The sequence below is a fragment of the Ruegeria sp. HKCCA5839 genome (genome assembly GCF_013035585.1).
GTDB lineage: Bacteria > Pseudomonadota > Alphaproteobacteria > Rhodobacterales > Rhodobacteraceae > Ruegeria.
Map to the genome: position 1 here is coordinate 899,097 of NZ_WQIE01000001.1, position 18,561 is coordinate 917,657.

At 58.1% G+C, this 18,561-nt stretch carries 17 protein-coding genes; 10 read left to right on the top strand and 7 right to left on the bottom strand.

Annotated elements, in window-relative coordinates:
• The first annotated feature begins 116 nt into the window (after positions 1 to 116).
• The 6 genes from GOV38_RS04400 to GOV38_RS04425 all read left to right on the top strand — a co-directional run bounded on the left by GOV38_RS04400 (position 117) and on the right by GOV38_RS04425 (position 8,033).
• The gene (locus GOV38_RS04400) at positions 117 to 1,436 is read left to right on the top strand and encodes a glutamine synthetase family protein (RefSeq protein WP_171207748.1); all 1,320 of its coding nucleotides are present in this window, start codon (positions 117 to 119) and stop codon (positions 1,434 to 1,436) included.
• A 58-nt stretch (positions 1,437 to 1,494) separates the two neighbouring features.
• Entirely contained in the window at positions 1,495 to 2,175 is a 681-nt protein-coding gene (locus GOV38_RS04405; protein WP_171207749.1) for a type 1 glutamine amidotransferase, read from the top strand.
• On the top strand, positions 2,175 to 3,533 hold the full coding sequence (locus GOV38_RS04410) for a glutamine synthetase family protein (protein WP_171207750.1): 1,359 nt from the start codon (positions 2,175 to 2,177) through the stop codon (positions 3,531 to 3,533). Before GOV38_RS04405 ends, GOV38_RS04410 begins: the two co-directional genes overlap by 1 nt.
• A gap of 45 nt (positions 3,534 to 3,578) precedes the next feature.
• Positions 3,579 to 4,883, top strand: a complete 1,305-nt coding sequence (locus GOV38_RS04415) for an FAD-binding oxidoreductase (RefSeq protein ID WP_171207751.1) — start codon at positions 3,579 to 3,581, stop codon at positions 4,881 to 4,883.
• 113 nt (positions 4,884 to 4,996) lie between these two features.
• Positions 4,997 to 6,211: a DegT/DnrJ/EryC1/StrS aminotransferase family protein gene (locus GOV38_RS04420; protein ID WP_171207752.1), complete on the top strand. Its 1,215-nt coding sequence runs from the start codon at positions 4,997 to 4,999 to the stop codon at positions 6,209 to 6,211.
• Positions 6,212 to 6,299: 88 nt separating this feature from the next.
• Positions 6,300 to 8,033, top strand: coding sequence for an adenylate/guanylate cyclase domain-containing protein (locus GOV38_RS04425; RefSeq protein WP_171207753.1), 1,734 nt, complete (start codon positions 6,300 to 6,302; stop codon positions 8,031 to 8,033).
• Positions 8,034 to 8,039: 6 nt separating this feature from the next.
• On the opposite strand, the gene phaR is transcribed toward GOV38_RS04425, so the two are convergent.
• The 3 genes from phaR to GOV38_RS04440 form a co-directional block, all read right to left on the bottom strand.
• Positions 8,040 to 8,594: a polyhydroxyalkanoate synthesis repressor PhaR gene (phaR, locus tag GOV38_RS04430; protein WP_171098275.1), complete on the bottom strand. Its 555-nt coding sequence runs from the start codon at positions 8,592 to 8,594 to the stop codon at positions 8,040 to 8,042.
• A gap of 135 nt (positions 8,595 to 8,729) precedes the next feature.
• The gene (locus tag GOV38_RS04435) at positions 8,730 to 9,176 is read right to left on the bottom strand and encodes a phasin family protein (RefSeq protein WP_171098273.1); all 447 of its coding nucleotides are present in this window, start codon (positions 9,174 to 9,176) and stop codon (positions 8,730 to 8,732) included.
• A 132-nt stretch (positions 9,177 to 9,308) separates the two neighbouring features.
• On the bottom strand, positions 9,309 to 11,111 hold the full coding sequence (locus GOV38_RS04440) for an alpha/beta hydrolase (RefSeq protein WP_171207754.1): 1,803 nt from the start codon (positions 11,109 to 11,111) through the stop codon (positions 9,309 to 9,311).
• A gap of 111 nt (positions 11,112 to 11,222) precedes the next feature.
• Between GOV38_RS04440 and phaZ the strand changes: the two genes are divergently transcribed.
• Both phaZ and GOV38_RS04450 read left to right on the top strand, forming a co-directional pair.
• Positions 11,223 to 12,497, top strand: a complete 1,275-nt coding sequence (phaZ, locus tag GOV38_RS04445; protein ID WP_171098270.1) for a polyhydroxyalkanoate depolymerase — start codon at positions 11,223 to 11,225, stop codon at positions 12,495 to 12,497.
• On the top strand, positions 12,494 to 13,078 hold the full coding sequence (locus GOV38_RS04450; RefSeq protein ID WP_171207755.1) for a DUF6151 family protein: 585 nt from the start codon (positions 12,494 to 12,496) through the stop codon (positions 13,076 to 13,078). The genes phaZ and GOV38_RS04450 overlap by 4 nt, the downstream gene beginning before the upstream one ends.
• Here GOV38_RS04450 and GOV38_RS04455 read toward each other — a convergent pair.
• From GOV38_RS04455 to GOV38_RS04470, 4 genes are read right to left on the bottom strand one after another with little or no spacing between them, the layout of a single operon-like run.
• Positions 13,075 to 13,461, bottom strand: coding sequence for a DM13 domain-containing protein (locus GOV38_RS04455; RefSeq protein ID WP_171207756.1), 387 nt, complete (start codon positions 13,459 to 13,461; stop codon positions 13,075 to 13,077). The two genes, GOV38_RS04450 and GOV38_RS04455, sit on opposite strands and share 4 nt — an antisense overlap.
• A 22-nt stretch (positions 13,462 to 13,483) precedes the next feature.
• Positions 13,484 to 14,101, bottom strand: a complete 618-nt coding sequence (locus tag GOV38_RS04460) for a hypothetical protein (RefSeq protein WP_171130452.1) — start codon at positions 14,099 to 14,101, stop codon at positions 13,484 to 13,486.
• A gap of 17 nt (positions 14,102 to 14,118) precedes the next feature.
• Complete coding sequence (locus GOV38_RS04465) at positions 14,119 to 15,111, bottom strand: carboxylesterase (RefSeq protein ID WP_171207757.1); 993 nt, start codon at positions 15,109 to 15,111, stop codon at positions 14,119 to 14,121.
• Complete coding sequence (locus GOV38_RS04470) at positions 15,111 to 15,860, bottom strand: alpha/beta fold hydrolase (protein ID WP_171207758.1); 750 nt, start codon at positions 15,858 to 15,860, stop codon at positions 15,111 to 15,113. Before GOV38_RS04470 ends, GOV38_RS04465 begins: the two co-directional genes overlap by 1 nt.
• Before the next feature lie 213 nt (positions 15,861 to 16,073).
• Between GOV38_RS04470 and thrS the strand changes: the two genes are divergently transcribed.
• Both thrS and GOV38_RS04480 read left to right on the top strand, forming a co-directional pair.
• On the top strand, positions 16,074 to 18,032 hold the full coding sequence (thrS, locus tag GOV38_RS04475) for a threonine--tRNA ligase (protein ID WP_171212972.1): 1,959 nt from the start codon (positions 16,074 to 16,076) through the stop codon (positions 18,030 to 18,032).
• A gap of 220 nt (positions 18,033 to 18,252) precedes the next feature.
• The gene (locus GOV38_RS04480; protein WP_171098257.1) at positions 18,253 to 18,555 is read left to right on the top strand and encodes a DUF2282 domain-containing protein; all 303 of its coding nucleotides are present in this window, start codon (positions 18,253 to 18,255) and stop codon (positions 18,553 to 18,555) included.
• Positions 18,556 to 18,561: the final 6 nt, after the last annotated feature.

Sequence of the window (18,561 nt, forward strand, 5' to 3'; positions counted from 1 at the left end):
GGCACAATTGCTTTAACGTTTCGCACCGTTTGCTGCAGTATTAAGAATTTGATCAAATTCCGTGACAAGGGCCGCAAGCTGAATTACACCTACCCCAGACTAGGAACGGAGCCCCCATGGACCTGAGTGCCCTGCACACATTTCGCGTCGCCGCCTGTGATCTGAACGGCGTGCCCCGTGGTAAACGCGTCCCGTCCAGCTATGGTGAGAAACTGGACAAAGGCGCGGTGCGCCTGCCGTTCTCGGCCCTGAATGTCGATCTTTGGGGGGCGGATATCGCAGATAGCCCGCTGGTGTTTGAAACCGGTGACGCGGATGGTGTGCTGCGCCCGACCGCACGCGGGCCGGTGCCGGTCCCGTGGCTGGACACTCCGACCGCATTGGTTCCGATGAGCCTTTTTGACGATGATGGCACTCCGTTTTCCGGAGATCCCCGCCATGCGCTGCAATCGGTTCTGGACCGCTATGCACAGCGTGGGTGGTCAGTTGTCGCGGCAACCGAGCTTGAGTTCACACTGCTTGACGCGTCAGGTGACCGACCTCGCCCACCCATCAACCCGGTAACGGGTCGGCGACTTGCCGGCGAAGCGGTTTTATCGATGTCAGAGCTGGACGCGTTTGATGCGTTTTTCAACGCGCTCTATGACGGCTGCGCGGCCATGGGCATTCCGGCGCAAACTGCAATCTCGGAAAGTGGCGTCGGCCAGTTCGAGATCAACCTGAACCATCAGGACGCGATGCGCTGTGCTGACGATACATGGCTTTTCAAGATGTTGACCCGAGGACTGGCGCGCAAACACGGGTTTGCCGCAAGCTTCATGGCCAAGCCATATCGCGACGACGCGGGCAATGGGATGCATGTGCACTTTTCGGTCAAAGACAAGACGGGCAAAAACATCTTTGATGACGGAAGCCCGCAAGGTTCAGACCTACTTCGCGCTGCTGTGGCGGGATGTCTGGCGGCAATGCCCGCCAGTACATTGATCTTTGCACCCTTCGGCAATTCTTATGACCGGCTTGTGCCAGGCGCGCATGCACCCACCGGGGCAAGCTGGGCCTATGATAACAGAACCGCCGCGCTGCGGATCCCCGGTGGCGCGCCTGTCGCACGTCGCATCGAAAACCGCGTTGCGGGTGGGGACACCAATCCCTATCTGATGCTGGCTGCCGTCTTGGGCGCCGCTTTGGTGGGGATCGAAGACAATATGCAACCGCCGCCCCCGGTTTCCGGCAATGCCTACGAGGTCAAGGGCTTGCCGCAGCTGGCCGCCGATTGGCCGCAGGCCATTGCTGCCTTCGAATCGGACCCTTTGATGGCTCGGGTTTTGCCAACTGATCTGATCCGCAATTTCTGCCTGACCAAGCGTCAGGAAATCGCCCGCTTCGCGGATCGCTCAAAAGACGAACATTGGCTCAGCTATCTCGATTCTGTATGACCCCCTTGTCCGCCCCGAGTTCCGGCCTTAGGATAAATTTGATCAAATTTGGTGACCTATGAAAATTGGCATCCTTCTGACCGGCCATCCGCCTGACGAACTGCTCAACGAGTTCGGTGAATACGACACCATGTTCAGCACATTGCTGGAAGGCAATGGGTTCGACTATGTCTCGTTTGCGGTGGTCGACGGAGAGTTCCCTGCAAGCCCCGAGGCTGCCGATGGCTGGATCATCACCGGGTCGCGCCACGGAGCTTATGAAGATCTGACCTGGATCCCGCCGCTAGAGGATCTGATCCGGGCCATTCAACGCAGCGGGCGACCGCTGATCGGTGTGTGCTTTGGGCACCAGATCATTGCGCAGGCGCTTGGCGGCACGGTCGAGAAATTCCGCGAAGGTTGGGCCGTTGGTCGCACGGAATATCAGCTGAACGGCGAAACCGTGGCGTTGAACGCATGGCATCAGGATCAGGTCACCAAGCTGCCCGAGGGCGCCAAGGTTTTGGGTTCGAATGCATTTTGCCGCAATGCGGTGGTGGCTTACGGGGACACGATCTGGACGGTGCAACCGCACCCGGAACATACTGATGGGTTTCAGCGCGGATTGATCGAAACACGCGGCAAAGGCGCGATACCGGACCCGCTTTTGGACTCGGCAACCACGCGCATGGGCAGCCACGATGACAACAAGCGCATCGCCCAATTCATGGCTGACTTCTTGAAGAAAGAGAGGGCCTGATGGCCGACTGGAAAGACGAGCTGCCGCAAGCGGCACAAACCTATATCGAAGGTCAGCGTCTGGATGAGGTCGAGTGCATCATCTCGGACCTGCCAGGCATCGCGCGCGGCAAGGCCGTACCCGCTTCGAAATTCGCCAAACAGGCCTATTTCCACCTGCCGGACAGCATCTTTTACCAAACCATCACCGGCGATTGGGGAGAGGCTGCGGGCGAGGATGGTTTCATCGAACGCGACATGATCCTCAAGCCCGATTTCTCAACCGCATCCGCCGCGCCCTGGACCGGGGACTGGACCTTGCAGGTGATCCATGACGCCTATGACCGGGATGAAAAACCGATCCCTTTCAGCCCACGTAACGTGCTGAAACGCGTCGTGCAGCTCTATCATGACAAAGGCTGGAAGCCGGTTGTCGCGCCCGAGATGGAGTTCTTTCTGGTCGCCCCCAATGTCGACCCCGCGCAGGGCATCAAGCCGATGATGGGGCGCTCAGGCCGACCGGCAGCCGCACGGCAGGCCTATTCGATGACGGCGGTGGACGAGTTTGGCCCGGTGATCGACGATATCTATGATTTCGCCGAGCACCAGGGGTTCGAGATCGACGGAATCACCCAGGAAGGTGGTGCAGGTCAGCTTGAGATAAATCTGCGTCACGGCAATCCGGTGAAACTGGCGGATGAAGTGTTCTATTTCAAACGCCTGATCCGCGAGGCCGCCTTACGGCACAACTGCTTTGCCACCTTTATGGCCAAACCCATTGCGGATGAGCCGGGATCGGCGATGCACATTCACCACTCGATCACCGATCTGGAGACCGGGCAGAACATCTTCTCGGGCCCGCAAGGTGGCGAGACGGATGCGTTCTATAACTTCATCGCCGGGCTGCAAAACCATCTGCCCGCTGGGCTGGCCGTGATGGCGCCCTATGTGAATTCCTATCGCCGCTATGTGAAAGACCATGCGGCACCGATCAATCTGGAATGGGCGCGCGACAACCGCACAACCGGGATCCGGGTGCCCCTGTCGGGGCCGGACAGCCGCAGGGTTGAAAACCGCATCGCCGGGATGGACTGTAACCCCTATCTGGGCATCGCTGTCTCGCTGGCTTGCGGGTATTTGGGCATGGTCAATCAAGAACGCCCGCGCCGGCAGTTCTATGGCGATGCCTATGATGGCGACGGGGACATCCCCCAGGTAATGGGCAGCGCTTTGGATCTGTTTGATGAGGCCGAAGCGCTCCATCAGGTTCTGGGCCCTGAATTCGCGCGTGTTTATGGCATCGTCAAACGTGCCGAGTATGAGGAGTTCCTTCAGGTGATTTCACCTTGGGAGCGCGAGCACCTGTTGCTGAATGTCTGAGCTTCTGGGGCTGTTCGGGATTTCCGAATTTGGAACGAGAAGAAGATGAATCTGCTCTATTCCAACGACCGTAGGGGCGAATATCCGGGCAGCTGGTACGCGGCCACGGCAAACCCAATGGAGCGGTTTCCGGCGCTTGGGGAAGATCTGAAAGCGGATGTGTGCATCGTGGGTGGCGGCTATACTGGCCTGTCGGCGGCGCTGCATCTGGCAGAGGCCGGGATGGATGTTGTGCTGCTTGAGGCGCACCGGGTCGGGTTTGGTGCCTCGGGTCGCAATGGCGGCCAGTTGGGCAGCGCGCAGCGGATGGATCAGGAAGATCTGGAAAAGCTGGTCGGCGACGATGACGCCGCAAAGCTGTGGGATTTGGCCGAAGATGCGAAAGAGTTGGTCAAATCGCTGATCGCGAAGCACCAGATCGCATGTGACCTGAAACCGGGCGTGGCGGTTTTGGGGCTCAACCGTAGCGAACAGCAAGAGTTGCACGATCACGCGGCGCATTTGTCGGACCGCTATGGCTATGACCAGATGGAACTGCTGGACGCGGCGGGTGGCCATGACCTCTGCCCCTCGCCCGCCTATTGTGGCGGGTATCTGGATCGGGGTGCTGCGCATCTGCATCCGCTGAACTACGCGCTGGGTCTGGCAAAAGCTGCGGTTGCGGCGGGCGTGCGGATCTTTGAAAGCACCGAGGTCACCGGTCTGGAGGAAACCGATCCGGCCATCGTGCGAACAGCGAAGGCCCAGGTGAAAGCGGCTCATGTGATCCTGGCCTGCAATGGCTATCTGGGCGCGTTGCAGGGCCAGGTGGCGGCGCGGGTCATGCCGATCAACAATTTCATCGCGGCAACCGAGCCTTTGGGCGCCGAGGCCGCGCGGGTTCTGACCCAGGACGTGGCGGTTGCCGACACCAAGTTTGTTGTGAACTATTTCCGCCTCAGCGCCGATAACCGTCTTTTGTTTGGGGGTGGTGAAAGCTATGGCTATCGTTTTCCCGCTGACATCGCGGCGAAAGTGCGCAAACCCATGAGCGAGATCTTTCCGAATTTGAGCGACGTAAAGATCGACTATGCCTGGGGCGGGACGTTGGCCATTACCATGCGACGTATGCCCTATATGGCCCGGGTTGGCAGGAACATCCTGTCGGCCTCGGGCTATTCGGGCCACGGTGTCGGCACGGCAACCCATGCAGGTCAATTGATGGCGCTGGCCATTCAGGGTCAGGCCGAGGGGTTTGATACTATGGCCCGCGTGCCCGCCCTGCCCTTTCCCGGCGGCGGGGCGCTGCGCAGCCCGCTTTTGGCACTGGCGATGACCTGGTACGCGCTGCGCGACCGTTTGGGCGTCTGATCCCCTAAAACTACGACAGTTTGGTGAAATTTTGCCGAGTGGCAGAATGAACACTTGGTTTGACTGTCGCGTTACTTTATATTTCCAAATAATAGAATTTGGGAAAATCAAATATGACGCTTCCTCCTAACGTCCACGACGCCGAACCGATCCCTCCCGCAGCCCGAGATGCCATTGACGCCCTGATGCAATCAGGCGACCTGTTTCGCTATACCGCGCCGCAAGATGCGCCGGTTGCCCTGCTTGAGGCGGAATTTGCGGCCCTTTTGGGAACCAAATACGCGCTGGCGGTCTCTTCCTGCTCGGCTGCGCTGTTCCTGTCGCTCAAGGCGTTGGGTCTGCCGCGGGACGCGCGGGTGCTGATCCCCGGATTTACCTTTGCCGCTGTCCCGTCCTCGGTCGTACATGCGGAATGCATTCCGGTCTTGTGCGAGGTCGGTGAAAACTATCGCATCGATATGACGGATTTCGCGGCCAAGCTGGACGATGTTCAAGCGGTGATCATCAGCCACATGCGAGGCCATACCTCGGATATGGACGCGATCATGGAACTGTGCGATGCGCGCGGTATTCCGGTGGTCGAAGATGCGGCCCATTCGCTGGGCACAACCTGGCACGGGCGCAATATCGGCACGATTGGCAAGGTCGGGTGTTTCTCATTCCAGTCCTACAAGATGATCAATGCGGGCGAAGGTGGCATCCTGATCACGGATGACGCGGATCTTGTTGCTCGCGCGGTGATCATGTCGGGCGCTTACGAGCATAACTGGAAAAAGCACAAAGGCCCGCAGGGCGACAATACGTCGGATCTGGCAGAAGCCTTTGCCCGATGGCAGAACCAGTTGCCGCTTTATAACCTGCGGATGAGCAATCTGAGCGCGGCAGTTATCCGCCCACAGATCCCGGAGCTTGCGCGGCGTGTGAAAGACGGGTTGGTGAACCACGACTATGTGGCCGGACGCCTGAACAGCTCGCCCTATATCAACGTGCCTGCCCCGCTGGCCCCAGAACGGCGCGCACCTGATTCCATTCAGTTCAACCTGGTTGGGCTGAGCGAAGCCGAAACACGCGAATTTGCCGCCGCCGCCGAGGCGCGCGGCGTCAAGGTTCAGGTGTTTGGCCTGAGCGAAGATAACGCGCGGGCGTTCTGGAACTGGCAATTCCTGCCCGAGCAGTTCGACCTGCCCCAGACCCGCGCCATGCTGATGAAAGCGTGCGATGTGCGCCTACCGGTCCGTCTGACACGGGAAGAGCTGGACGTAATCGCCGACATCCTGCTGGCTGCCGTGGCTGATGTGACAACGCCTGCACAGGCCTTTGGCACCTGACAGCCCGACCTTTTTAAGTAGGCAAGTGTCGAAAATTTTGTACAAATACCGGACGTCAGGCGATTGGACCTGATGTCCGGAGATCGCCATGCCCCGCCGTCTGATCGCTATTCTTGCCGCTGATGTCGTTGGATATTCCAGCCTGATGGCGCGGGACGAGCAAGGCACCCTCGACAAGCTGCTCACCCTGCGCAAAACCGTGTTCGATCCTCAAATCGCCGCGCATTCGGGGCGTTTGGTCAAGCTGATGGGCGATGGTGCGTTGGTCGAATTCCCAAGCGTCACGGATGCGGTCACCTGCGCGATTGCGGTGCAGACGCAGATCGAGGCTGAGGCGGATCCCGAGTTACGTCTGCGGATCGGGATCAACCTGGGCGATGTGATCATCGAAGGCGGCGACATCTATGGCCAGGGCGTCAATGTTGCCGCCCGCCTTGAGGCGAAGGCGCAACCCGGCGGTATTTGTATCTCGGACATGGTGCGACAGGGGATCGGCCAAAGATTACGTGCGATGTTTTCGGATGGCGGTGAGCATTGTCTGAAGAACATCGAAGACCCCGTGCGCATCTATCAATGGTCCCCAGATGACGCGCCGGTACCGCAGAACGTCACCGAGACCCAGCCAATCAGCGACAATCCGGGCATCGCAGTTCTGGCCTTTGACAACATGTCCGCCGACCCCGAGCAGGAATATTTCTCGGACGGTATTGCCGAAGACATCATCACCGCCCTGTCCCATTTCCGAGAGTTCTTTGTCATCGCGCGGAACACGTCGTTTACCTATAAGGGCCAAGCCATTCGTGTGGACGAGGTCTGTCGCGATCTTGGGGTGCGCTATTTGCTGGAAGGCAGTGTGCGCAAGGCCGGTCAAAGGGTCCGAGTGACGGCACAGCTGATTGACGGGTCGACAGGGGCGCATATCTGGGCCGAGCGGTACGACCGCGCCATCGACGACATTTTTGCGGTGCAAGACGAGATCACCCAGGCCATTGTCCAAGCCGTTGCGCCGGAAACGCTGGGGGCCGAAACGCGCCGTGCGCGGGCCAAACGGCCTGACAGCCTATCCTCGTGGGACAAGGTGCTGCAGGCCCGATGGCATTTGGGCAAGTTCGCCAAAGCCGACAACGACGCGGCGCGGGCTTTGCTCTCAAACGCAGTGGAGGCTGACCCGAACCTGTGTGACGGGCATGCCGGCATTGCGCTTTGCGATTTGATGGCCATGCTGCATGTCTGGCGGCCGGATACGCGCGACGCAATCTTGTCGGCGAAAGATGCGGCAAGTATCGCCACCGGGTTGGACGACAACAATGCGCATGCCCACGCGATGCTTGGCATGGCCAGTATGTTCGCGCGCGAATATGACGAGGCTGAAACTCACTTGTCACGCGCGGTGACGCTTAATCCAAACCTCGCGACAGGGTTTGGCAACTTCGCAGCCTACTATGGAATTGCAGGTCGGTTTGACGAGGCCAAGGCAGCCTATGAAAAGTCGACCATCCTCAGCCCTCGGGATCCCTTGCGGGCCTTCTGGCGGGGTGGCTTTGGAATTGCCGCCTATGTGACGGACCGTTTCGATATCTGTCTTGAAAACGCCCGCGCGGGCCTGAAGGAGAGCCCCGGTTATGCCTCTTTGATGCGGCAAGAGGCGGCCTCTCTTGCAATGCTTGGCAAATCGGATGAGGCACAGGCATCCGTTGACAGGTTGCTGCACACCATGCCCAGCCTGACCATCGCCATGGTCCGCAAGATGGTACCCGTGCGCTATGACGACGACTGGGAGAAATGGCTGGAAGGCTTGCGGCGCGCCGGCCTTCCCGAGTGATGCGGATTAACTGAGTTTCGACAGCTTTTGCTGCAACTCGGCGAGTTGCTTTTTGATGTCGTCCAGATCTTCCTTGGGCTCGTCATCGCCTTCGGCTTCGCTGTCCGGCCCGGACCAGTTCCCAGACAGGCCACCGGTCATTGCCTTGAGAAAGGCCTGCTGCTGCGCCTGCATCGCTTCGAACCCGGGCATCTGCGACATCGGGTTCATCGCGTTCATGTTCTCCATCATCTTGGTCTGGCTTTCGCGCAGCATCTCGAACGAGCTTTGCAGGAATTGCGGCATCATCCCCCCGCCCGGCACCATATAACTGCGCACAAGGTCGTTGAGCACGTTCACCGGCAGCACGTTCTCGCCCCGGCTTTCATGTTCTGCGATGATTTGGAGAAGGTATTGGCGCGTCAGGTCATCGCCGGTTTTCAGATCGATGATCTGCACCTCACGACCATCACGGATGAACCCCGCAATGTCTTCAAGCGTCACGTAGTCGCTGGTTTCGGTGTTGTACAACCGCCGACTTGCGTAGCGTTTGATCAGCAAAGGCTTTTCTTGTTCTGCCACCGTTGACCCTCCCCAATGATGATGCATTGCAGCATAGGTTATGCGAGTGCAGAACAAAAAGAAAGGGCAGGTCAAATGACCTGCCCGACGCGATAGCACCAGTTGGGAGGGAAAGGTGCCGACCGCAGGTTCGGCTTATTTGGCCGCTGTTGCTTTCTTGGCAGCAGCGGTTACTTCGTTGGTTGCTTTCTTGACGGCAGCAGTTGCATCTTCTGCAGCTTCTTTGCCGGCAGCCATCAGCAGCTCAACAGTTTCCGACTGAACTTTTTTGGCGATCTCAGCGAAAGCAGCCATGTTTTCGGCAGCAACTTCAGCCGACGCGCTTGCGAAGTCGGTTGCAGCTTTTGCGTAGTCAGCAGGCTCTGCTTTGGCTTTCGACATCTCGGTCAGTTTGGCCAGAGTTTCTTTGGTCCATTTGTTCGAGATCTCTGCCGATTTCTCAGCCGCGTCCAGCGCTACGCCAGACAGTTTTTCGTTCAGCGATGCAGTCGACTTGAATGCGTCTTCCAGTGCCGATGTGTCGATCGGGAACGCGCCCATCATGTCTTTCATGACTGCGGTAAAGTCTTGGGTCTTTGCCATTGTCCTAAATCCTTCTAGCCGCTCCGGGACCACCCCGGTTTTCATCAGCTTGAAGGCAATATGATTGCTGCGTCGCAGCATTTCAAGTTTTTTCTTGCTGCAGTGCAGAAAATTTTTAATCTCAAAATGAAATCAGGCGCTTGCCTTGACCTTCACATACTCACCAGGGGCCGGTGCAAGGCTCGGATGATCCGAATCACCGGTCTGACGTGCAGGAACTTGCTTGCCAGAACGTTTCTTCAGCCATGCCTCCCACAGAGGCCACCACGACCCGTCGTTGAACGTGGCACCCTTCATCCAGTCGTCAGCATCGGCTTTGAGATCAGAGTTGGTGTAGTGACCGTATTTCTTTTTGCTCGGCGGGTTCACAATACCTGCGATGTGGCCGGATTCAGACACCACAAAGGTTTTCGAGCGCGACCCCATCTGCTGCACGCCGCGGTAACAGTCTTTCCAGGCGGCAATATGATCCGTTTCACAGGTGATCGCCATCACGGGAACATCCACATCACTGATCTGCAGCTTGTGCCCCATCAGGTCAAACCCACTGCCGACGAAATCGTTTCTCTGGCAAAGTCCGCGCAGGTATTGAATGGCCATCTTTCCGGGTAGGTTCGCGCCGTCACCGTTCCAGAACAAAAGATCAAACGCGGGTGGTGTTTCCCCCATCATGTAGCTGCGGATTGCGGGCGTATAGATCAGATCACGCGAGCGCAGGAACGACATGGTTCGGCCCAGTATCCAGGCGCGCAAAATACCATCCTTGGTGATCTGGTCCTCAATCCCGTCGACAAAGTCGTTTTGCAAAAACGGGGTGAACTCACCCTGCTCTCCGAAATCTGTCAACGTGGTAAAGAACGTGGCAGACTTGACCGATTTGTCACCACGCTGTTTCAGCAAAGACAGCGTCAGGCTTAAGGTCGTCCCGGCAATGCAATAGCCAACGGCATTCACCTGTTTCACCTTGCAGATTTTCTTGACCTCTTCGATCGCGGTCAAAAAGCCGTCTTGAATATAGTCTTCCATCCCAACATCGGCAAAGGACTCATCTGGATTGACCCAGCTCACCACAAACAGGGTGTACCCTTGTTCGGTAACCCATTTGATCAGGCTGTTTTGGGCTTTCAGGTCGAGGATATAGAATTTGTTGATCCAGGGGGGAAACAAGACAATGGGTGTCTCATGCACAGTGTCTGTCACAGCTTTATACTGGATCAGCTCGATCATGCGGTTGCGATAAATCACGTCGCCCGGCGTCGTCGCGATGTTGCCACCAACTTCGAACGCGCTGTCATCGGCCAGTTTGACCACCAGTTCTCCGTTGTTCGCTTCTAGATCAGAGACCAGATTCTCGAGCCCCTTGATCAGCGACTGACCTTCGGTTTCGACGGCTTTTTCCAATGCGTCCGGATTGGTGGCCAGAAAATTCGTCGGCGCCATCATGTCGATAATCTGCTGCGAAAAATAGCGCAGGCGCTGCTTGTCTTTCGAATCCATGTCTTCAACTGACGCAACCGCCTGTTCAATGGCTTCAGCATTTGTCTGATATTGCTGGCGGATGAAGCGGAAATAGGGGTTTGTGTCCCACATGGGATTGGAAAAACGACGATCTTTGGAAACCGGTCCGGGTTCACCCACCTCGCCTTTTGCCATCGCCTGCTGCGCTTCGGCAAAGTTCAGCACCGACTTACCCCAATACTCGATTTGCTGTTCCAGGATCTTGGCCGGATTCTGCAGAGTCTCGGTCCAGTAAGCCGTTGCTGCTTTTGCAAAAAGCTCTTGATTCGGGCCGTCCAGCGCGGGGGAATGGGTTTGTTTTCCGGCCATGACTTCGACCAGCCGCTTGGACAATGCTTCGACTTTCTCCATATTTTCCTTAAGACGTTCAATATGTTCTTCGGTCAATTCAGGAGTTTGGCCATCACTGGTTGTCATTTTAACTATTCCCACTTACCCTTGCTGCTGTGCAGAATAACGTGGCTTTAACCTTCGGGCAAAGCGACGTGTGGTCCGAACACTCGGGCAATCAAACAGGAGGCCCGTACCATGCGTTATATGATGACTTATGACCTGATGGAAACCATGCGTAACACCAACCAGTGGCTTGGTGCTACCGCAAGTGCCATGGCCTCCTACCCGCAATTCTCGATGATCCCCAATCCCGCCTTCAACTGGATGGCCGCCTGGGGCGAGGTAACCGAGCGTACATTTCAACGCATGGTCGTCAAGCCCGACTGGGGTATTCACGCCTTCACCTGCGAGGACGGCAAAGATCATCTGGTCGATGTCGTGACTGTTTTGGAACGCCCCTTCGGCGACCTTATCCACTTCCGCGTCAACGGCCGCGAGGAACAGCCTCGCAAAGTCTTGCTGGTTGCGCCTATGTCGGGCCACTACGCCACCTTGCTGCGGTCAACCGTCAAAAGTCTGCTGGTGAATTGCGAAGTCTATATCACCGATTGGCACAATGCCCGCGATATCCCGGTGTCCGAAGGCAAGTTCGACGTCGAAGACTACACGCTTTACCTGGTCGATTTCATGAAGGAATTGGGCCCCGAATCCCACGTGGTCGCGGTATGCCAGCCAGCGCCGCTCACTCTGGCCGCCACCGCTTATCTGGCCGAGGTCGAGCCCAAAGCACAGCCCAGCACCCTGACGCTGATTGGTGGTCCGGTTGACCCGGACGCCACCCCCACAGAAGTGACCGATTTCGGACGGCGCGTCACGATGGGGCAACTGGAAGAAACCATGATCCAGCGTGTCGGTTTCAAGTACAAGGGCGTTGGTCGCATGGTCTATCCTGGCCTGCTGCAACTGGCGTCGTTCATGTCGATGAACGCCGAACGCCACAGCAAGGCTTTCACCGATCAGATTCAGCGTGTGATGCGGGATGAAGCGTCAGACCACGATGCCCATAACCGGTTCTACGATGAGTATCTGGCCGTGATGGACATGACCGCAGAATTCTATCTGTCCACAGTCGAACGTGTCTTCAAGAACCGCGAGATCGCCCGCAATGAATTCGTCGTGGCCGGGCACAAGGTTGATATCGGCAAGATCACGGATGTCGCGGTCAAATCTGTCGAAGGCGCCAATGACGACATCTCGGCCCCGGGCCAGTGTATCGCTGCGCTTGACCTGTGCACCGGTCTGCCGGACAGCAAAAAGGCCAGCCATGTAGAGCCCGGCGCGGGTCACTATGGCATCTTCGCAGGGCGCAGCTGGCGCGATAACATCCGCCCGCTTGTAATTGATTTCATGAATGAAAATAGCCGCAAGAAACCCCGCCGCCGCGCCGCGAACAGCAACAAGGTGGCATGACCCCCGGCCCTGACCAGGGGTTGATCTTTTCCTGCTCATGCGGGGCGCTGACAGGACGCATTTCCGAGCGTGGTGCGCGAACCGGGACTCATGTTGTGTGCTTTTGTCACGACTGCCGCGCGGCCCAGCTTTATTTTGGACAACCCGACCCTGCTCCGGGGCCGGTGAATGTCTTTCAAATGTCACCGGAAGAGATCACATTTCTGTCCGGCAAAGATAACCTCTCCTGCATGCGCCTTAGCCCCAAAGGCATGCTGCGCTGGTACGCCAAGTGCTGTAACGCGCCGCTGGCAACCACAAGCCCCACCCCAAAAATCCCGTTTGCGGGTTTTGACGTGAACCGGTTACGCGCCCCAGAGTCTATTGGCCCTGTGACCACACGCGGCTTCGTCCCGCGCGGGAATGGCAAACAATCACATGAAATGCTGCAATACGCAGCGTGGGGGCTAGTCAAACGGGTTGTGCCGTCCCGTCTAATGGGGCGCTGGAAAAACACACCCTTTTTTGATGTCGCAACAGGAACGCCCTGCGTCACTCCGACAACGCTGTCAAAATCTGAACGCGCGGCACTGTATCCCTAAAGCCAAGTCAGCCTGGCCCGACCAAGCGACGTGTTGTGTTGGACGCACCAGATATAGACCTCGTTAAATTCGATCGGCGTAAGCTTGGGCCCAATCGGAAATCTCTGTGCGCCCCGAAACTGCTTCAGCTCTCCGATGATGGTGTCGCGGCGAAACCCATCCTGACCCAGCGCAACCCACGGATCCGGCGAGCCGTCATGGACAAAATCCGCCTCAAGATAGACAGCCCGTTGATCCGCATCCTGAAAAAGCGACACACCGCCCGCGGTAATTCCAGTGGTAAACCGTCCCTCTGCGCGTCGTTTCCCTTCGGGCGCGGCCCAAATCTGATCGGGCACCAACGAAGCCGACATCATTCCGGCCAATATGACCCGTCTTTTCAAAAGACACCTCTTGTTCATCTCGTCACACCGGATACCGGATCCCGCGAAAACTTGGGAAATCACCATAACGTGTTTGGCGCTCCTCAAGCCTTTCATCTGGCGTCCCACCTGGGCGCAGCAGGCAGCCTCGGGGCGCAATATAGCTGTCGATCCGCTTCACAGGCGTTGGCCGCCACACCAGATTGAATGCGCAAAGCTTGGGGAAAAACCAAATCTCGGAATAGTCGATATGGTCATGCATCCACCAGGCCAGATCACGCCAATCGCGCCCCTTTGCATAGCGATCCGCAAACCAGGGGATCACGACTGAGGCCCCGGCGATGCGATCCTCTCCGCTGCCGCGATCCCAGATATGACATTCCATCGGATTGTCATTGCGCGCGCAGTTTAGTTTGTTTTCATTGCCGAACCGGTTCAAATCCGGCGCACGATAGGCCGACCGGATGGCGATCCGACCAAAGGTTTCCTGCAGAGGATCCAGCAAGGTTTCACACAGAGCCCGCCCCGTTTCGATGGCAAGGTCGGGGTCGTCGGGGATATTCTGGATCTGGTGAATGTTTCCGATTTCGGAATACAGAAACTCGCGCATGAAAAAGTGACGCGACAACCGCACGCGGCCCAAAGTTTCAAGGCTCCACATGCTTTTCGGTTTGCGCATCATTCGATCCCTTGCTCGGCCAGCCAGGCGAGCATACCGGCCACCGCACCTTGGGTCTGTCCGGGAGACATCAATCGGCCCGCAATGACATGTGACTGCGGATCATCATCCGGGCCCATCGTCACGAGGTTGACCGTAGCAAACCCTCCCCAAGCGCGCGCCACATCATGCGTCCGGTCCGGGCGTACGACCTGATCATCTTCTGAGAACCAGAACAAAGCCGGGATTTGTGCACCCGCAAAATCCAACGCATAAACCGCGTCCACCAGAACAGACATCGGCACAACAGCCGTCCACGGATAATTCGTCGACCAATACAAGTTCCTCTCGGGGTCTGGCCCCGGCGGATTGCGGACATCCCCCATCACAAGAGGCAACCAAGTGCGGGCCAGTGGCAAGGTGGGCACCCAGGCACCCGGCGTGTTGACGCCAAAATTGGGCGAGACAAAGATCATCGCCGCCACGTTCTGACTCAGCTCACGATCCAAGGCAGCAGCCGCAGCCAGCGTACCGCCGGTTGATGTCGACAAAACAATGACCTCATCCCCGACAGCCCGCGCGGCGGCCAAAGCCTCTGCCGTGTCCTCCATCCACCCAACTGCGGTGGCTTCCCCCATCGCCGCACCCTCACGGCCATGCCCCTGCAGGCGGGTATAAACCAGATTGGCGCCAAGTGCGTCGGCCAGAAGATCCGGCACCGGGCGGATTTCCTCAGAGCTGGCAGAAAACCCATGGATATAGAGCACGGCGTACCGGGTGCGTTGTTCCCGGAACCCCTCCTGCCAGATCACCCGCTTTTCCACGCCCGGCACGATATCGTCAAACCCGCTTTCAACGCTTTCAAAATAGACCTGCACCCCCTCGCCAAACTTGCGGGCATCAAAGCGCGGGTTCAAATCTACAGGCTCGCGCGGGGCAAACAGGTAAACTCCGACACCAACCAGCAAAAGGATCAGCAGGATCCGGCCAATCACCCAGCCAGCCCTGCGCATCAATGATCACCCATCACATCCAGAACCGCCTGCTCGATCATCTGCAGGCACGGCCCGTCCGAGAACCTGTGATCCGCATCCTTGACCAGCAACAACCGCATATCCGGGCCCGTGACATGCTCGATCAACCGCACAGCTGTCTCTGTCGACACTGCCGTATCCGCTGTGCCCTGCAGAAACCGCACCGGAAACGGCAGGTCCAAGGGCGTCCGCAGCACCAGCCGCCTGCGCCCATCTTCGATCATCCGCTTTGTGATGATGTAAGGCTCCATGTAATCCGACGGCAATTCCACATGGCCCACCGCTTCTAGCGCCGCCTTCTGAGCGTCTGAGAAGGACGCCCAATAGCCATCTTCGGTGAAATCAGGCGCCGCCGCGACCGTGACCAGCCCGGCAATCCGCTCGGGCCTGGCCCGCGCCAAAAGCAACGCCTGCCACCCGCCCATGGACGATCCAACAACCACCAAGGGCCCTTCCGTCAATGCGTCCATTGCCGCCAGAGTATCTTCGTGCCAATCCCCGATACACCCGTCCGTAAACGCACCCGAGCTTTCGCCGTGGCCCGAATAGTCAAAGCGCAAAAATGCCTGCCCGCGCGCCTGTGCCCAAGCCTCCAAGTGCACCGCTTTGGTGCCCTCCATATCCGATTTCAGCCCTCCCAAGAACACTATCGTCGGGCCGACGCCGGCACTCTTGTGATAAGCCAACCGCCGCCCTTGCGCCGTCTGCAGAAATTCCGTCGCTGCCATGAAACCCTCTTCACTTTTCCAAGCATCATGCACGCGCCCGTCGCAAGCGCAATCGCCCCTGCTTCTTCTTGTTCCAAATACGGCGGGGAGCGCGAGGGGCAGCGCCCCTCACCCCAACCCTTGACACCTGTCCCTGCACCTGCCAAAGCAGCGCGACACATATAACCCGCAACCGGGCGTTCAGTGGGCGCCAAACCGACGAGGAGAGCCGAAATGGCCCTGGATTCAAAATCCGTCTCACTCACCTTTCCTGATGGCAATGCACGATCATATGACGCAGGCGTAACCCCCGCGCAGGTCGCCGCCGATATCTCGACTTCGCTGGCAAAAAAGGCCATCTCGGCCACGGTGAACGGCCAGCACTGGGATCTGCAATGGCCCATTGACGCTGATGCGCAAATCGCCATTCACACCATGAAGGATGAGGCGCAGGCCAACGAGCTGATCCGTCACGATCTGGCGCATATCATGGCCCGAGCGGTGCAGGAGATCTGGCCCGACACCAAGGTCACCATCGGTCCTGTCATCGACAATGGCTGGTATTACGACTTTGACCGGTCAGAGCCTTTCACCCCCGAAGATCTCGGCGCCATCGAGAAAAAGATGAAGGAGATCATCAACAAACGCGACGCGGTGACCACCGAGGTCTGGGACCGCCAGCGCGCGATTGATTTCTACACCGAGAACAACGAGCCCTATAAGGTCGAGTTGATCGACGCCATCCCCGGCGACGAACCGCTGCGCATGTATTGGCACGGCGACTGGCAGGACCTGTGCCGCGGCCCGCATCTTCAGCACACCGGACAGGTGCCCGGTGATGCGTTCAAACTGATGTCCATCGCCGGAGCCTATTGGCGCGGCGACAGCAACCGTCAGATGTTGCAACGCATTTATGGCGTGGCATTCACCGGTAAGGAGAAGCTCAAAGCTCACCTGCATATGCTGGAAGAGGCCGCCAAGCGCGACCACCGCAAGCTGGGCCGCGAAATGGACCTGTTCCACATGCAAGAAGAGGCCCCCGGTCAGATCTTCTGGCACCCCAACGGCTGGACCATCTACACCCAGTTGCAGGACTATATGCGCCGCAAGCAACATGCGGGCGGTTATGTCGAGGTCAACACCCCGCAGGTCGTCGATCGCAAACTGTGGGAACGCTCGGGCCATTGGGACAAGTATCAAGAGCATATGTTCATCGTCGAAGTTGACGAGGAGCATGCCCGCGAAAAGGCTGTGAACGCTCTGAAGCCGATGAACTGCCCTTGCCATGTCGAGATCTTCAAACAGGGCCTGAAATCCTATCGCGACCTGCCGCTGCGCATGGCCGAGTTCGGCTCTTGCGCGCGCTATGAACCCTCGGGCGCGCTGCACGGGATCATGCGGGTGCGCGGCTTTGCACAGGATGACGCGCATATCTTTTCGACCGAGGATCAAATCGGCGATGAATGCGCGCGGTTCATCGCCTTCCTAACGGATGTCTACAAAGACCTCGGCTTTGAAAGCTTCAAGGTCAAATTCTCGGACCGTCCCGAGCAGCGGGCCGGCTCGGACGAAACCTGGGACAAGGCCGAAGAGGCGCTGTTGACCGCCACCCGCGCCGCAGGAGTGGAACCCGAGCTGAACCCCGGCGAAGGTGCATTCTACGGCCCCAAGTTGGAATTCGTTTTGACCGACGCCATCGGGCGCGATTGGCAATGCGGCACGTTCCAGGTGGATTTCGTGCTGCCGGAACGGCTGGACGCCAGCTATGTCGGCGCGGATGGGGCCAAACACCGACCCGTCATGCTGCACCGCGCTTGCCTGGGCTCGTTCGAGCGCTTCATTGGCATCCTGATCGAAGAACACGCGGGCAAACTGCCCTTCTGGCTGGCCCCGCGTCAGGTTGTCGTCGCATCGATCACCTCGGATGCTGACGCCTATGTTGCCGAAGTTGTGGAAACCCTGCGTGCCGCTGGCATACGCGCCGAAGCGGACATTCGCAACGAAAAGATCAACTACAAGGTTCGCGAGCACTCGGTGGGTAAAGTCCCTGTGATTCTGGCCATCGGACACCGCGAGGTTGAAGAACGTACCGTCAGCGTGCGTCGCCTGGGCGAAAAACAGACGCAGGTTCAGCCGCTTGACGTTGTAACAAATGAGCTTTCTACAGCCGCAACGCCACCGGACTTGCTGTAACATTCGGCGTGAATTTGCCCTGAATCCGGCCCTGAACACCGGGCCGGATTGAAACAATTTACAATTTTCAATTCGAAAACAATGTGTTAACCTTCAATAGGCCATGACAGTCTTTGACGGGGTTGTGAGACACGGGCTCGTGAATTCACCTCGGGCGTCCAAACCACTACTTTGTCATTGTCACAAGCAGACATACGCAGTCACTAGAAGGATTTCCGAGATGTCGAACACAGCAAAGTCCCTGGTTATCGCAACCGCAGTAGCAGCCGCAGTATCTGGTGTTGCAACAACCGCCTCCGCACAAGCGAAAGAAAAGTGCTATGGCATTTCGCTGGCCGGTCAGAATGACTGTGCCGCAGGCCCAGGCACAACCTGCGCGGGCACCTCGACCGTTGATTATCAGGGCAACGCATGGACTTTGGTTGACGCAGGTACCTGCGCCTCGATCGAACTGCCCGCCGAAGCCAACGGCACACCGCGCGAAGGTTCGCTGGAGCCGCTCGAGCGCGACCTGCCCGCATAAGCGCAG

What these genes read in the sequence shown, in the direction of transcription:
- GOV38_RS04400 (WP_171207748.1), top strand. Translation starts at nt 117, where the DNA reads ATGGACCTGAGTGCCCTGCACACATTTCGCGTCGCCGCCTGTGATCTG.
- GOV38_RS04405 (WP_171207749.1), top strand. Translation starts at nt 1,495, where the DNA reads ATGAAAATTGGCATCCTTCTGACCGGCCATCCGCCTGACGAACTGCTC.
- GOV38_RS04410 (WP_171207750.1), top strand. Translation starts at nt 2,175, where the DNA reads ATGGCCGACTGGAAAGACGAGCTGCCGCAAGCGGCACAAACCTATATC.
- GOV38_RS04415 (WP_171207751.1), top strand. Translation starts at nt 3,579, where the DNA reads ATGAATCTGCTCTATTCCAACGACCGTAGGGGCGAATATCCGGGCAGC.
- GOV38_RS04420 (WP_171207752.1), top strand. Translation starts at nt 4,997, where the DNA reads ATGACGCTTCCTCCTAACGTCCACGACGCCGAACCGATCCCTCCCGCA.
- GOV38_RS04425 (WP_171207753.1), top strand. Translation starts at nt 6,300, where the DNA reads ATGCCCCGCCGTCTGATCGCTATTCTTGCCGCTGATGTCGTTGGATAT.
- GOV38_RS04435 (WP_171098273.1), bottom strand. Translation starts at nt 9,176, where the DNA reads ATGGCAAAGACCCAAGACTTTACCGCAGTCATGAAAGACATGATGGGC.
- GOV38_RS04440 (WP_171207754.1), bottom strand. Translation starts at nt 11,111, where the DNA reads ATGACAACCAGTGATGGCCAAACTCCTGAATTGACCGAAGAACATATT.
- phaZ (WP_171098270.1), top strand. Translation starts at nt 11,223, where the DNA reads ATGCGTTATATGATGACTTATGACCTGATGGAAACCATGCGTAACACC.
- GOV38_RS04450 (WP_171207755.1), top strand. Translation starts at nt 12,494, where the DNA reads ATGACCCCCGGCCCTGACCAGGGGTTGATCTTTTCCTGCTCATGCGGG.
- GOV38_RS04460 (WP_171130452.1), bottom strand. Translation starts at nt 14,101, where the DNA reads ATGTGGAGCCTTGAAACTTTGGGCCGCGTGCGGTTGTCGCGTCACTTT.
- GOV38_RS04465 (WP_171207757.1), bottom strand. Translation starts at nt 15,111, where the DNA reads ATGCGCAGGGCTGGCTGGGTGATTGGCCGGATCCTGCTGATCCTTTTG.
- GOV38_RS04470 (WP_171207758.1), bottom strand. Translation starts at nt 15,860, where the DNA reads ATGGCAGCGACGGAATTTCTGCAGACGGCGCAAGGGCGGCGGTTGGCT.
- thrS (WP_171212972.1), top strand. Translation starts at nt 16,074, where the DNA reads ATGGCCCTGGATTCAAAATCCGTCTCACTCACCTTTCCTGATGGCAAT.
- GOV38_RS04480 (WP_171098257.1), top strand. Translation starts at nt 18,253, where the DNA reads ATGTCGAACACAGCAAAGTCCCTGGTTATCGCAACCGCAGTAGCAGCC.